The organism is Streptomyces sp. NPDC033221 (genome assembly GCF_055577005.1).
Map to the genome: position 1 here is coordinate 288147 of NZ_JBVIQN010000006.1, position 14107 is coordinate 302253.

Annotated in this window: 11 protein-coding genes; 6 read left to right on the forward strand and 5 right to left on the reverse strand. The window is 72.7% G+C overall.

Annotation, left to right across the window (positions count from 1 at the left end; translation table 11 throughout):
* The first annotated feature begins 11 nt into the window (after positions 1-11).
* Entirely contained in the window at positions 12-1178 is a 1167-nt protein-coding gene (locus ACZ53K_RS10800; RefSeq protein WP_468834023.1) for a thiolase domain-containing protein, read from the forward strand.
* 70 nt (positions 1179-1248) lie between these two features.
* Positions 1249-1488, forward strand: a complete 240-nt coding sequence (locus tag ACZ53K_RS10805; RefSeq protein ID WP_468833866.1) for a DUF397 domain-containing protein — start codon at positions 1249-1251, stop codon at positions 1486-1488.
* A 68-nt stretch (positions 1489-1556) separates the two neighbouring features.
* Here the strand turns inward: ACZ53K_RS10805 and ACZ53K_RS10810 are convergent, their stop codons facing one another.
* The 5 genes from ACZ53K_RS10810 to ACZ53K_RS10830 form a co-directional block, all read right to left on the reverse strand.
* Complete coding sequence (locus tag ACZ53K_RS10810) at positions 1557-2303, reverse strand: leucine-rich repeat domain-containing protein (RefSeq protein WP_468833869.1); 747 nt, start codon at positions 2301-2303, stop codon at positions 1557-1559.
* A gap of 53 nt (positions 2304-2356) precedes the next feature.
* Complete coding sequence (locus ACZ53K_RS10815; protein WP_468833871.1) at positions 2357-3571, reverse strand: RICIN domain-containing protein; 1215 nt, start codon at positions 3569-3571, stop codon at positions 2357-2359.
* A gap of 256 nt (positions 3572-3827) precedes the next feature.
* Positions 3828-4514: a hypothetical protein gene (locus ACZ53K_RS10820; protein ID WP_468833873.1), complete on the reverse strand. Its 687-nt coding sequence runs from the start codon at positions 4512-4514 to the stop codon at positions 3828-3830.
* A gap of 441 nt (positions 4515-4955) precedes the next feature.
* Positions 4956-5753 carry a DUF2637 domain-containing protein gene (locus tag ACZ53K_RS10825; RefSeq protein ID WP_468833875.1) on the reverse strand — a complete coding sequence of 266 codons (798 nt, stop codon included), beginning with the start codon at positions 5751-5753 and terminating at the stop codon, positions 4956-4958.
* A 64-nt stretch (positions 5754-5817) separates the two neighbouring features.
* Positions 5818-6066: a hypothetical protein gene (locus ACZ53K_RS10830; RefSeq protein WP_468833877.1), complete on the reverse strand. Its 249-nt coding sequence runs from the start codon at positions 6064-6066 to the stop codon at positions 5818-5820.
* Between the two features lie 545 nt (positions 6067-6611).
* On the opposite strand from ACZ53K_RS10830, the gene ACZ53K_RS10835 reads away from it, so the two are divergent.
* The 4 genes from ACZ53K_RS10835 to ACZ53K_RS10850 all read left to right on the forward strand — a co-directional run bounded on the left by ACZ53K_RS10835 (position 6612) and on the right by ACZ53K_RS10850 (position 14080).
* Positions 6612-8162 (forward strand): cytochrome P450, encoded by a 1551-nt coding sequence (locus ACZ53K_RS10835; protein WP_468833879.1) that lies wholly within the window; start codon positions 6612-6614, stop codon positions 8160-8162.
* A 14-nt stretch (positions 8163-8176) separates the two neighbouring features.
* Positions 8177-9361 (forward strand): terpene synthase family protein, encoded by a 1185-nt coding sequence (locus ACZ53K_RS10840; RefSeq protein ID WP_468833881.1) that lies wholly within the window; start codon positions 8177-8179, stop codon positions 9359-9361.
* 147 nt (positions 9362-9508) lie between these two features.
* The gene (locus tag ACZ53K_RS10845) at positions 9509-10885 is read left to right on the forward strand and encodes a protoporphyrinogen/coproporphyrinogen oxidase (protein ID WP_468833882.1); all 1377 of its coding nucleotides are present in this window, start codon (positions 9509-9511) and stop codon (positions 10883-10885) included.
* Positions 10886-11149: 264 nt separating this feature from the next.
* Positions 11150-14080: an ATP-binding protein gene (locus ACZ53K_RS10850; protein ID WP_468833883.1), complete on the forward strand. Its 2931-nt coding sequence runs from the start codon at positions 11150-11152 to the stop codon at positions 14078-14080.
* Positions 14081-14107 lie beyond the last annotated feature (27 nt).

Sequence of the window (14107 nt, forward strand, 5' to 3'; positions counted from 1 at the left end):
CCCGGTCCGCAGTGTCCAAGGAGCCCGTTGCCGTGATCGGCGTCGGCCAGACCCGGCACGTCGCCGCGCGCCGCGACGTCTCCCTGGCCGGCCTCGTACGCGAGGCCGCCCGGCGGGCCCTGGACGACGCCGAACTGACCTGGCAGGACATCGACGCCGTCGTCATCGGCAAGGCCCCCGACTTCTTCGAGGGCGTGATGATGCCCGAGCTGTACCTCGCCGACGCGCTCGGCGCGGTCGGCAAACCGATGCTGCGGGTGCACACCGCGGGCTCGGTCGGCGGCTCCACCGCCCTGGTAGCCGCCGACCTCGTGGCCGCCCGGGTGCACCGCACCGTCCTGATCCTGGCCTTCGAGAAGCAGTCCGAGTCCAACGCGATGTGGGGGCTGTCGCTCCCGGTCCCCTTCCAGCAGCCGCTGCTGGCGGGCGCCGGCGGCTTCTTCGCCCCGCACGTACGCGCCTACATGCGGCGTACGGGCGCGCCCGCCACGGTCGGTTCCCTGGTCGCGTACAAGGACCGCCGCAACGCGCTGAAGAACCCGTACGCCCACCTCCATGAGCACGACATCACCCTGGAGAAGGTCCAGGCGTCCCCGATGCTCTGGGACCCGGTCCGCTACTCCGAGACCTGCCCGTCCTCCGACGGCGCCTGCGCGATGGTCCTGACCGACCGCGCGGGCGCGCGGCGGGCGCCCCGGCCCGCCGCCTGGGTGCACGGCGGGGCGATGCGCAGCGAACCGACCCTCTTCGCGGGCAAGGACTTCGTCTCCCCGCAGGCGGGCAAGGACTGCGCGGCCGCCGTGTACCGGCAGGCCGGGATCACCGACCCGCGCCGGGAGATCGACGCGGTGGAGATGTACGTACCGTTCAGCTGGTACGAGCCGATGTGGCTGGAGAACCTGGGCTTCGCCGCGCCCGGCGAGGGCTGGAAGCTCACCGAGTCCGGGGTGACGGAACTCGACGGCGACCTGCCTGTCAACCCTTCCGGAGGGGTGCTGTCCGCCAATCCGATCGGCGCCTCCGGCATGATCCGCTTCGCCGAGGCGGCGCTCCAGGTGCGGGGCCGGGCGGGAGAACACCAGGTCCCCGGCGCGCGCCGGGCCCTGGGACACGCCTACGGGGGCGGGTCCCAGTTCTTCTCCATGTGGCTGGTGGGCGCCGAACCGCCCGCCACCTGAAGCGCGCCCTGTCCGACACCGGACACGGTGGCTAGGCTGACCGCGACGCCGAACCGGGAGGAGCAGCGACGTGGCCGAGGGCATCATCGAACAGCGGTTCGCGGACGGAGCCAGGACGGAGCTCGACCTGACGGGCGCCGCGTGGCAGTCGAGCAGCCAGGGAATGGGCGACGTACAGGTCGCCTTCGTCGAGGGCTGGATCGCGATGCGCAACCGGCGCACGCCGGAAGTGCCCGCGCTGGTCTTCACACCGGCCGAGTGGCGCGGGTTCGTCCTCGGCGCCCGCGACGGTGAGTTCGACCTGACCTGACGTGCCGCGGGCGGGAGGCGGGGGCGGTCCGGCCGTGCCGGTGCCGACCGTGCCAGGTGGCGGCCGGGTCACGTCAGCACGACACAGCCGCGCTCGCGCAGCGCGCGCAGTGCAGCCGCGTCGTGGTCCACGGAGTTCCAGCGCAGGTCCAGCTTCTCCAGACACGGCAACTCGGCCAGCCAGTGCGGTACGTCGTCCAGTCCGTTGCTGCGCAGGTCGAGCCGGCGCAGCAACGGCAGCCCGCGCAGGCCCTCCGGCACCCGGGACAGGGCGTTCTCCCGCAGCTCCAGCTCCCGCAGCGCCCGCAGGCCGCTCACGGTGGCGGGCAGCCCCGTGAGGTGGTTGCCGCGCAGCCACAGCTCCCGCAGGCGCGCGAGCCGGCCGAGGGAGGCCGGGGCGTCCGTGAGGGCTGCGCGCTGTGCGCGGAGTTCGTGCAGCCCGGCCATGTCGCCGAGCGACTCGGGCAGCCGGCCGAGCGGATTGTCCCCGACGTTGAGATAGCCGAGCCGGGCCAGCTTGCCGAGGGCGGCCGGGAGCGCGGTGAGCCGGTTGTCGTGCAGGTAGAGACAGCGGGTGAGTCCGGTCAGGTCTCCGATCTGCTCGGGAAGGGCCGTCAGGATGTTGTGTCCGAGGTCGAGGGTGTGCAGCGCGCGCAGCCGGCCGATCCCGGGCGGGATTACGGCCAGCTCATTTTCGGCGAGGATCAGCACCCGCAGGCCGGTACGCCCCCAGACCTCCGCGGGCACCGAACGCAGGCCCGCCTTCCAGCGGTTGAGCACCTGCGGGGAGCCGTCGGGGCCGGGGGCGTTCTTCATGGACGCAGGCTAAGGCACGCCCGGCGGCCTTTTCGCGCGCGGCCGGCCGCTCGCTACGCCCACAGCCCCAGCAGGAACGGATAGGCGTTCAGGACCGGGGCGGGCCCCTGGACGAGGTCGCGCAGGGTGAAGACGGTGTACTCGTTGCCCTTGGTGGCGAAGAAGTGCACCTCGTCGCCCACGGTGGCGGAGGCCACCGCGTCCGGGCTCTGCCAGCCCTTGGGGAGCTGGCCCAGCGACACCGGCTGCACCTCGCGCAGGTCCGGCGCGCGGAACCGGCCGTCGATCAGCACCGTGCCCTGCTCGCAGAACAGCAGGTACTGCGAGTCGTCGGGCCGGGCGGGCACCGCCTCCAGGACCCGGCCGTACGGCTCCAGTTCGCGGGACGGGAAGTACTCCTCGGACCGGTCGATGCCGTCGTTGCCCTTGTCGGAGAAGGCGACCGTCAGATCACCCTTGATCCCGAGGTAGGTCCGGCCGCTGTGCCGCGGCGCCCGGGTGACGAAGTCGAAGCCGCCGTGGAACTCCTTGGGCAGGTGCGGGAACTGCGTACTGATCTTCCGCGGCCCCGCCTCGACCCGGTTGCGCGAGGAGAACCGGACGACCTCGTCGCCGCGGAACCCCTCGAACCGTACGAACGGCGTGGTGTCGCCCGGCACGTACTTGGCGACGGTGCCGAAGACACCCCCGGCGGCCTCCAGCGACGCCTTGAAGACGTGCGTGACGGTCGAGATGATGCCGCCGCCCGGCTCCACCAGCACCCCGGACAGCGCGTCGAAGACCGGGTCGGCGCCGCGCGCCTCGACCGGCTCGAAGGTCCACTGCTCGGCGGTGCGGTAGGCGCCGGTGTTCTCCGTCGACTGGTCGATGACCGTGCCGGCGGCGGCGGCGTTGTCGCGGACGTTCATCCACAGCCCGCTGTGCAGGTTGGAGACGCGGTACGGGTCCTCGTCGACGAGCTGCCACGACTGGCTGCGGTACGCCGGGGTGTTCTCCTTCAGGTGCTCCTGGACCAGGGGTGTTCCCTTGTCCTTGCCGCACCTGCGGACCTGGAGGTACCCGCCGCTGTGCTGGTTCTGCATCCGGAAGGTGCGCTCACCGCCCGGTGCCGACTCCAGCCGCCATGTCTGGGCGGCTCGCTGCGGCCAGTCGTAGAGCCTCTCCTGGACGATGTCCGCGGGGGTCTGTTTGGTGTGGCCCTTGACGGTCAGGTACAGGCCGCTGCTCACATTCTTGATCAGGTACGTGCCCTTGGCGCTGACGCTCACGGGAACCTCCTGGGAGCGGACGGGAAGAGTTCCGGTTCCGGCGTCCCACCCTAGGAGCCCGCTCCCCGGGGCGCGACGGTGCGGCCACCAGACCCGGCCAAGGTCAGGTCCCGGCCCCGGCCCGGGTACGCACCGCCCACAAGGCCGGATTCCCGGCACCGGCGCTCCGCCGTTCCGGCTGCGCGCATCAGCAACGACCGGAACAGCACGCAGGAAGGAGCCACCGCCCGCACGACGGTGTCCAAAGGGCCGAAGGTCAGCACTGGTTGGGAATGGAAGGAGCCCGCTCCAGCGACGCCGACGGCACCGGGTCGTGCTCACCACGCGGCACCGGCTCGGCCGCGCGGGACGCGTACGTGGTGGTGGGGGGCTCCGGCGGCTGGTCCTGCTGGGTGTCCGCGAGGACCGTGGTGGCCAGGTGCCGCAGGACGTCCGCGTGCGCGTGCAGCATCTGGTGCGTACGGGTGTCCTCGGGGTCGGCCAGCAGGATGCGGGCGGCGGTGTTCACGGCACGCAGCCGCGGCTTCTGCGCCGTACGGTGTGCCCGGGGCAGCGACCGCCAGGCGGTGTTGGCGACGGTGATCAGCCGCCACAGGTCGTTGGTGGCCGGGTCGGTGTCGTAGAACCGCAGGCCGTACCGGCCGACGAGCCAGTACGAGACGGACAGCGCCACGACCACCACGAGGTCGAACGTCACCCAGGCGCGCGCCATGTGGTCGCGGTCCATGGCCACGTCGACCAGCAGCGCCACCCCCGCGCCGCCCGCGCCGAAGAGGACCGAGGCGAGGACGCCGAAGAACGCGACGGCCGGAACGATGCCGATGCCGTTCTCACTGTCCACCCGGAGCAGGCCCTGCCAGTGCGGGGCCAGATAGCGGGCGTAACGGACGGGCTTCGGGGCGGGCTCCGTGACAGCGATTCTCTTCGCCCAGCTCACTGCCATCGCTGCACACTCCTTCGTCGGGCACGGACGCACGGGTTCACGCCTCCACCAACGAACAACGGAATTGCCGGATACGCTCGCCCGGGTCAAACAACGTTTCTGCTGCGGAGTTTCCTCCGGACAGTCGGGCGCATGAGGGGGGCGTGGGAAAAAGTGTCACGACGGCCCCTTCCGCCGGACCGCCCGAAACGGCACCGGTGTTTCCACAACCCGCCCGAACATGCCCGGCCGGCAGGGTGATCGGAGAATCAGCCGATCCGCCGGAACGGTATTACTGATATGCCACCGCAAACGGCACGGAGTAATTCCTGCCACCGCCCGGCAGGCGGCACGGTGCAACGAAAAGGGCCGGAAAAACGGGAAAAGGCAACCGCCGCGCCCCGGCGGCCTCCCCGCACGGGAGGGGCGCCGGGGCCACGGACGGCTGCCGGGGGCCGGGGCTCAGCGTCCGGAACGATGGCGGTGCGCGCCGCGGTTGCTGTACGCGTGCCGGGTGGTGGGCGTCACCGAGGGCCCGGGGTCGAGCTGGCGGATGAGCTGGTGGAAGCAGAGCAGCACGGTGACCGGCGGAAGCCCCGCCACGGTGATCCCCGCCGGAGTGGTGGGGGCCTTGGCGATGCACAGCACCGTGGCCACCGCCGCGAAGAAGATCACGACGCACCATGAGTGGGCGGTGCGGCGCCGGTGGGTCCGGGCCCGCAGGATGGACAGGATGGCGGCCATCCACGGCCCGTAGACCAGCAGCGGCCACAGCTGGGCGATGCGCGGCGACGTGGCCTCACCGGCCAGCGCCCGCAGCGGCGGGTAGGACGCCACCGCGGCGAGCATGGCGACCGCCATCACGATCACGGACGTCAGGGCGACGGTCACCAGGCTCAGGGTGCGCCGCCACGACCGGGTGCCGCCCTCCCGGCCGCCGCGGGCGGCGTGCAGGAAGGTCGGCTTGCGGTGGCTGTGCCGTTCGGCCGCCGGGACCCGGTCGGCGACGGCGGGCTGTTCGGCGGTGTCCAGCAGCTGCGCCAGTTCGGCGTCGAGGTCGTCGGGGACGACCATCGGGCCCGAGTCGTACGCGTCGTAGGCGTCCGCCAGGCTCTCGTGGGCCGGCTGGTCGCGGAAGAGCGGACCGTCGGCGAGGCCGAAGCCGGCCGTCAGGTCGGGCTCGGAGCTGACCTGGGCGGGAATCCGGTACCCGTCCGCGGTGGACGGCATCAGCAGATGGAGGGTGGGGGGATCGTACACAACAACTTCCCTGCGGCTGGGCGGCGGCGTCGAGGCCCGGGCTGTCAGGCGGCGCGAGCCGCCTTCAGCACCGCCGGGGCCCGGCGCCGCACTCGGCGTCGGTGTGCTGCGACCACAGCGTCGCCTTGATCCGGTCGAGTTCCGCGCCGAGGAGGTCCAGCAGATCGGCGGAGATTTCCGGGCGGAAGTATTCCCTTTCGCATTCCGCGTCGGCCGCCGGCCGGTCGGTTGCGGGGGAGTCGGAGATGCCAACGGGCTTGAAGAAGCGCCGACCGAGACGTCGTACCGGCTGATCCACAGGAGTGTCAGGCATACATGCGGAACGAAAGCCCCCGGCACTAAGGGACGGGTACCCGGCCCGGACGGCCCCAAGTGAACTCAAGAAGACGTGGAGGGTACGAAGAGGAGGTGATCGGAAAGGTGGATGATTCGCCCGGGGCCCGCCGCCGGCGCCCCGCGCGGCGCGTGCACCGCACCCGGGTGCCGCCCGCCGCGGCGGCGCCCCTATACCACCGGTCCCCGTCGCGCGCCACCACGGCCCGGAACGGCGCGTTTGGGCGGACGGCCCCGGCGCGCCACCTCGTCCGCACGAACGGTTGTCCGTCCGAGAGCGCCCACCTCGAAAGTGAAACGATACTGCCGACGTCGGGGCGGCTCCGGCGCGCGCCGTACCGTTTCAGCGTATGCCGCTCCGGTGAGCTGACCCCCACTCCGACGCGCCCCCTCAAGAAAGTATGTCCATGGGACCGACAGGGTCGCCCGGGTAGGTAATGGTGCGTCACACCTACCTGTCCCCTTCCGTCCCGGGCCCGCTCGGCGGCTCCCCGGGACACCGGCCGAACAACGAGGTGGTCTCCGATGGGAATACTGGGAATGCGCGGAGAGGCGGGCGTACGCCGAGCGCACGGCTCCGCGACCGCTGCACCGGACACCGCCTGGGTCGTCTCGACGGCACCCGGCGGCGCACCGCTGCTGGGACACGCGCTCCCGCTGTGGCGGCGCCCGCTGGAATTCCTCGCCTCGCTGCCCGCCCACGGCGACCTGGTCGCGATCCGCCTCGGGCCGCAACGCGTCTGGCTGGCCTGCGACCCGGCCCTGGTGCAGCAGATCCTCATGGACCCGCGCACCTACGACAAGGGCGGTCCGCTGTACGACACGATGCGCATGGTGCTCGGCAACGGTCTGGTGACCTGCCAGCAGAACGTGCACCGACGGCAGCGCCGGCTGGCCCAGCCCTGCTTCCGGCCCTCCCGGATCGCCGATTACGCGACCGTGATGAGCGCCGAGATCGACGACGCCGTGCGGCAGTGGCGGCCCGGCCACACGCTGGACGTCACCGACGCGATGATGGACCTCTCCGCCCGGGTGACCACCGGCGTGCTGATGTCCACCTCCTTCGCCCCGGGGCTCGCGGCGGAGGTACGCAGGTGCCTGTCGACCGTCATGCGCGGTGTGCTGCTGCGCGCGGTCGTACCGCTCGGCCCCCTCTACAAGCTCCCGACCCCCGGCAACCGCCGCTTCGACCGGGCGCTGTCCCGGCTGCACCACATCATCGACCACATCATCGCCGAACGCCGCGCCGGCACCGAGAAGCACGACGACCTGCTGGCCACGCTCCTGGAAGCCACGGACGACGGCGGAACCGCGACCGGTGGCGACGCGGCACCGGCCGTCTGCCCGGGCGGCCCGGACCCGCGCCACGGCACCACCGCACCCACCTCCCAGGAGGCACCCCACGCCAAGGAACCGCTCACCGACCAAGAGGCCCACGACCAGCTCATGACCTTCCTGGTGGCCGGGATCGAGACCACCGCGCTGGCGCTCGCCTGGACCTTCCACCTCCTGGCGGCCCACCCCGAGGAAGAACGCCGGCTGCACGCCGAAGCGGACACCGTGCTCGCCGGCCGCCCGCCCGCCCCCGGAGACCTGCCCCGGCTCGGCCACGCCCGGCGCGTGATCACCGAAGCCCTGCGCATGTACCCGCCCGGCTGGGCGCTGACCCGCGTCACCACCACCGAGACCACCCTGGCCGGCCACCGGCTGGCACCGGGAAGCACCGTCCTGTACAGCGCGTACGTGCTGCACCAGGACCCGGTGGCCTTTCCCGACCCCCAACGGTTCGACCCCGACCGATGGTTGCCGGAACGCGCGGGAAGCGTTCCGAGCGGTGCGATGCTCCCGTTCGCCGCCGGCAACCGCAAGTGCATCGGCGACCACTTCGCGATGACCGAAGCCGTGCTCGCCCTTGCCGCCATCGCCGCGCGCTGGCGCCTGCGCCCGCCGTCCGCCAGGACCGTACGCCCGGTCCCGGCGGCCGTGCTGAGCCCGGGCCCGCTGCCCATGGTCTGCGAGCCCCGCAGCAGGCCGGACGGCGGCACAGCACCGGCAGTGCCGTCTCAAGCACCGTGAACATGGAGAGAACCATGCAGGCAACAGGCTACGGCGCCCCGGAACACGAGACCCCCGCCGCCCGGTCGGCCACGGTCCCGTTAACCGGGGACCGGCCGGAGAACGACCCGGACCCGACGGCGACGCAAGGCGCGGTCGTCGTCCCCCAGCTGTTCTGCCCCATCCCGGCGGCGCCGCACCACGAGACCGCCGGCATCGAAGCGCGGGTGGTCGACTGGATGGCGCGGTTCGGATTCTGCGACAACGACTTCCACCACGCACAGGTTCTGGCCAACCGCACCGCCGAGTGGGCCTGCCGGATCGCGCCCGACGGCGCCGCCGACCTGCTGCAGATCGGCGCCGACTGGTCCTGCCTGGGGCTGCTGCTGGACGACGTCTATCTGGACGGCGGGCTCTTCAGCCGGAACCCGGAACGTTTCCTCCCGATGGCCGTCCAGGTGATCCACGGAGCCGACCACCCCGAGACCACCGACGACGCGGCGACCGACCCCTACACCGCGGCCTTCGGCGAGGTCTCGCACCGCTACCGGCGGCACGCCACCGGCACGGTCGTACGGCGCTGGGTCGACGGAGTTGCCGAATGGTTTCTCGCCGCGTGCGTCGGCATGGGCCAGCGCGCCTCGGGAACCGTGCCGAGCCTGGAGGAGTACCTGGTCATCGGTCCGCGGGACCGCGGCACCAAGGCGTCCATCGCCGTCATCGAACTGGCGGAGGGCACCTCGCTGCCCAACGAGGCGGCCGAGACACCGCGAATACGAGCCCTCACCCAGATCGCGTCGGCACTGGTGACCTTCGCCAACGACGTCTACTCGTACCACCGCGAGGTCAAGGAGCAGTCCCTGGAGTCCAACCTCGTCGGCGTCCTGGAGCACGAACTGCGGGTACCGCCCCAGGAAGCCATGATCCGGGCAGCCGCGCTGCACGACCGCCTGATGTGCCTGTACGTCACCCTGCGGGACCGGACCGCCGTACGGGCCACCCCCGAGGTGGGGTGCTACCTCGGGCAGTTGGACCACTTCATCCGGGGCAACCTGGACTACAGCGCCGTGTCCCCGCGCTACCGGTCCGACCCGAGCGCCGCCCCCGACCCGGCGCCCGCGTTCGGTCTCTGGGCGGACTCGCCCAGTGATGGGAGTCTCGAACCGCTGCCGCTGCGCCCGGTCGAGTGGTGGTGGGACCAGCTGAGCCCCGGGCTCTGAGGCCGGGGGACACCCCCGGCATCGCGGTCCACGGGGCCGGCCGTTCCCGGCGGCCCCTCGGACCTTCTGCCCAGTCATCACGTTCCGGTACCCGTGCCGGCGCCCCGGCGGGCGCGGGCCGGGCACCGGCAGGAAGGGTGAACCGGTGTGAGTGCAAAGCCCCGTGTCGTCGTGGTGGGCGGCGGTATCGCCGGCCTGTCCGCGGCCTTCCGGCTCCAGCGGGCCGGCTGCGCGACCGTCGTCCTGGAAAGCGCCGGACCGGAGCTGACCGGTGGCCGGATGGCCACCGTCGACGTCAGCGGATTCGCCGTCAACCGGGCGGCGACCATTCTCATCAACAGTTACCGCGACCTGATCCGGCTGATAGCCGACGCCGGCCTGGCCGGCGAGGTCGTACCGGGATCCGACCTGTTCGGCCTGGTCCGCGGCGGCCGGGTGGACCGCGTCCGCCTCGGCTCCCGCCGGCAGCTCGCCACCGGCGGACTGCTGACCAGCTTCCCCCTCGGCGACGTCGCCAAGCTGCTGCGCGACTACCGCCGGGTGCGTCCCCTGCTGACGCCGCACGACATGTCCGCGATGGCCGCGGCCGACTTCGAATCCGTCCACCAGTACGCCACCCGCCGCGGACTGCGGCCCGAGACACTGGAGTACCTGCTCGACCCGCTCGTCTCCGGGCTGTGCCTGGGCGAGCCGGAAGAGGTCTCCGCCGCGATGCCGTTCGTCTTCATCGACGTCATCCTGTGCGGCGGCGGCTTCTTCACCTCCAAGGAAGGCGTCGGCTTCCTGCCCAAGGGACTGGCCCGGCAGCTCAGCGTCGAATACCGCGCCCGGGTCACCTCCGTCGAGGACCGCGGTGACGAGGTGGCGGTCACCTGGCACCGGCCGGGCGAGGCGGAGCATCTGGAGACCGCCGCCGCCTGCGTGCTGGCCGTACCGCCGCCGCAGGTACCGCACCTGTACGGACAACTCGCGGCTGAACAGCGCGAGTTCCTGGACGACGCGCCGTACGCCCGGAGCATCCACGTCGCCTTCGGGCTGGACCGCCCGACAGCGGAACGGGCCATGCTGGTGCAGGCGTCCCGCGTCGAACACCCGGACCTCTGCGCGTTCGTGCTGGAGCACAACCTCTCCCCGCAGCGGGTACCGGAGGGGGCCGGGCTGGTCATGACCCACCTGCGCGGCGCGTGGTCGGACCGCAACTGGGACCTGGGGGACGACAAGGTGGTGGACCACGTTCTGGCGGGCGTCCACCGGATGGGCGTGCTGCCCGAACTGGAACGCCACACCACGATGACGCACATCTGGCGAGTCTCCCCGTGCCTGATCGGCCGGCGGCCGGGGGACTACCGTGCCATCGCCCGCTTCGCGGCCGGATTCGACCCGCGCGGCCGCGTCCAGCTCGCCGGCGGTGACATCCTGGGCCACTCCACCACCAACAGCAGTGTGGCGTCCGGCGAGCGGGCCGCCCGCAACCTCCTGACCCGGTTGCGCACCGAGGGGTCGCTCACGCCGGATCGCCGCTGAGTCGCGCGCGGGTGGCGCGACTGCCCCCGCGCACAACCGTTTCCCCCGTAAGAGTGGCTGCTTACGGGGGTTCCGGGCAGGCCGGAACGGCTGGCTGCGCGCGCTTATAGCACGGCCCGGCCCCCGGTGTGCAGCATGTCACTCATCCTGGTTACCGCGGGTCCGTATGGGCGTACGCTCTGCGCTATCGCAGGCAGAGTGCGGCCGGTACGGGCCCGCACTCGCGGCGGGCGGGAGCACCCAACGCGGCGAACGGATTCAGTCATGGCCAACGGATGGGAGCAGGCACGCGACGCGCGCCGCGCCCTGCTCGAACGCAACGCCGAACTCGAATCCCTGGAGGCGGCGTTGGACCGGCTCTGCGGGCCCGGCGGCGGACCCGCCGCCGTACCGCGCGGCGGCCTGCTCTCCTTCGCCGCGGCGGCCGGAATGGGCAAGACCGCCCTGCTCGCCGAGGTCCGCGCCCGGGCCGCGTCCCACGGCTGCACCGTACTCTCCGCGCGCGGCGGCGAACAGGAACACGGCATGGCCTTCCACGTCGTACGCCAGCTCGTGCAGCCGGTCCTGGCCGCATACGACGAGACCGCCTCCCGCACCGTCCTGGGCAGCTGGTACGACATCGTCGCCCCGGCCCTCGGCCTGGAGGCGGACGCGGGCGGCAGCGTGCCCGACCCGACCGGCGTACGCGACGGCCTGGACTGGCTGGTGACCCGTCTCGCCGTGCAGCGGGGGCCCACCGTGCTCGTCCTGGACGACGCCCACTGGGCCGACCAGGAGTCCCTGAGCTGGCTCACCGCGTTCGCGCCACGGGCCGAACACCTCCCCATGCTCGTGGTGGTCGCCTACCGGCCCGAAGAACTGCCGCGCGACGCGGCCCCCTTCCGCAAGCTCGCCGAACGCCACGCCACCCGCCCCTTCACCCTCACCGCGCTCACCTGCGACGCGGTCGCCAGCATCGTCCGTGAGGCGATCGGCGAGAGCGCCGAGGACAAGTTCTGCACCGAATGCTGGGCGGTCACCGACGGCAACCCCTTCGAAGCCGTCGAACTCGCTGCCGGACTCCGCGAACGCGGCGTCGAAGGCTGCCGCGAGGACCTGCCCGCCCTGCGCGAACTCGCCTCCGCCGTCAAGGGCAAAGGCCTGACCGACCGGCTCGACCGGCTCGGCGGCGCCACCGTCCGCTTCGCCTGGGCCGTCGCCGTACTGGGCACCTCGGCCACACCCGACATCACCGCCGGCGTCGCCGCACTGGGCACCGACGCGGCGGACGAGGCCGTCACCCAGCTGCGCACAGCACGCATCCTGTCCCAGGCCGAGGCACCGGACGGCGTCCTGCAGTTCGCCCACCCGCTGATCGCCACCGCCGTACACCGCGCCATCCCGACCGCGCTGCGCGTCGGTATGCACAACATGGCCGCCGAAGCGGTGGTCGAAGCCGGCCTCGGACCGACCGTCGCCGCCCGGCACCTGCTGGAGGTGCCCTGCCAGGGAGACGACTGGGTCGTCCACCGGCTGCGCCAGGCCGCACAGGAATACGTACGGGCCGGCGCGCCCGACGCCGCCCGCCGCTTCCTGGCCCGCGCCCTGCGCGAGCCGCCCTCACCCGAGAACCGCGCCGCCGTCCTGTTCGAACTGGGCGCCGCCACCTTCCTCTCCGCCCCCGAAGTCACCGTCAACTACCTCCGCGAAGCCCTGGAGGAACCGGACGTCGCCCCCGAGCTGCGCGAAGCCGTCACCTACCGGCTGGCCCAGGCACTCGCCCACACCGACCAGGTCGCCGAGGCCGCGGCGCTCGCCGCCGACGAGGCCCGCCGCACCAGCCTCCCCGGCACCCGGCTGCGGATGCAGGCCGAGAACTTCGTCTGGAGCGCCTTCCGCGCCGACGAACCGGACTCCGCCGCCCGCTCCCGCAGGCTCGCCCGGCTCGCCGACCACCTGACCGGCGACGGCCTCGCCGAGCGCTACATCCTGGGCCTGCGCGCCTGGGACTGCGTGGTGCACGGCGAGCCCGCCGCCACCGCCCTGCGCTACGCCGAGGCGGCGCTGGTCGGCGGACTGAGCTGGACCGAGGACAACCGCGGGTTCGAGGTCCCGGTCGCCGTCGCCATGACGTTCATGTACTGCGACCAGCCCGGCCGCGCCGAGGAACTGTTCACCCGCGGCATGATCGAGTGCGAACGCAAGGGCTGGCGCGGCGCCCACCTGGCCTTCGGCCACGCCCTGCTCGGCTACATCCGCTACCGCCGCGGCGCGCTGACCGAAGCCGAGACGCTGGTCCGCGAAGGACTGCGGATCGCCGAACGGGTCGGCGGCGCGGTGCCCGCCCAGTGGTACGCCATCGGCATCCTCATCGAGATCCTGCTCGCGCGCGGCCGCGTCAACGACGCCCAGGAACTCGCCGACCACTTCAGCTACGGCGACGTCGTGCCCAACGCCGTCGTCTACCCCGACTCCCGCACCGTCTACAGCGAACTGCTGCTGGCCCGCGGACTGCACCGGCACGCCGAACACCACCTCAGGACGGTCGGCAGGCGGCTGGAGGCCCGCGGCATGCGCAACCCCGCCTGGTGCCCCTGGCAGCTGCACCTCGCCCGCGCCACGGCGCTCACCGACAGCCCGCGCGCCGTCGAGCTGGCCGAGGAAGGCGTACGGCGGGCCCGCAGGTTCGGCACCGCGACGGCGATCGGCGAGGCGCTGCACTGCGCCGCCACCGTCATCGGCGGCGGCCGGGCCCTCAAACTCCTCGCCGAGGCCGTACGCGAGCTGGAGCACTCACCGGCCGGACACGCGCTGGCCGAGGCCCTGGTCGACCACGGAGCGGCGCTGCGCCGGGCCGGCCTGCCCCAGGATGCCGCCGAACGCCTCTACCGCGGGCTGGAAGGCGCGGTCCACTGCGGGGCCGACGGCCTGGCGGAACGCGCCCGCGACGAACTGTCCGCCGCCGGCCTGCGCCCGCTCCAGCTGCACAGCACCGGTACCGAGGCGCTCACCGCCCAGGAACGGGCGGCCGCCGAACGGCTCGCGCTGGGCTGGCCCACCAGCCGTATCGCCGAGGAGCTGGCCACCCCGGAGACGGTCGTCACCCGCCTGCTGTCCAGCGTCTGCCGCAAGATGGGCACGGACTACACGGGCCTGCCGCGGCTGCTGGAGACCTCCGGCGCGGGCTCCGCGCCGGACGGGCCGCCACTGCGTTGACGCCGGGCCCGGCGGCGGCCGGCGGCC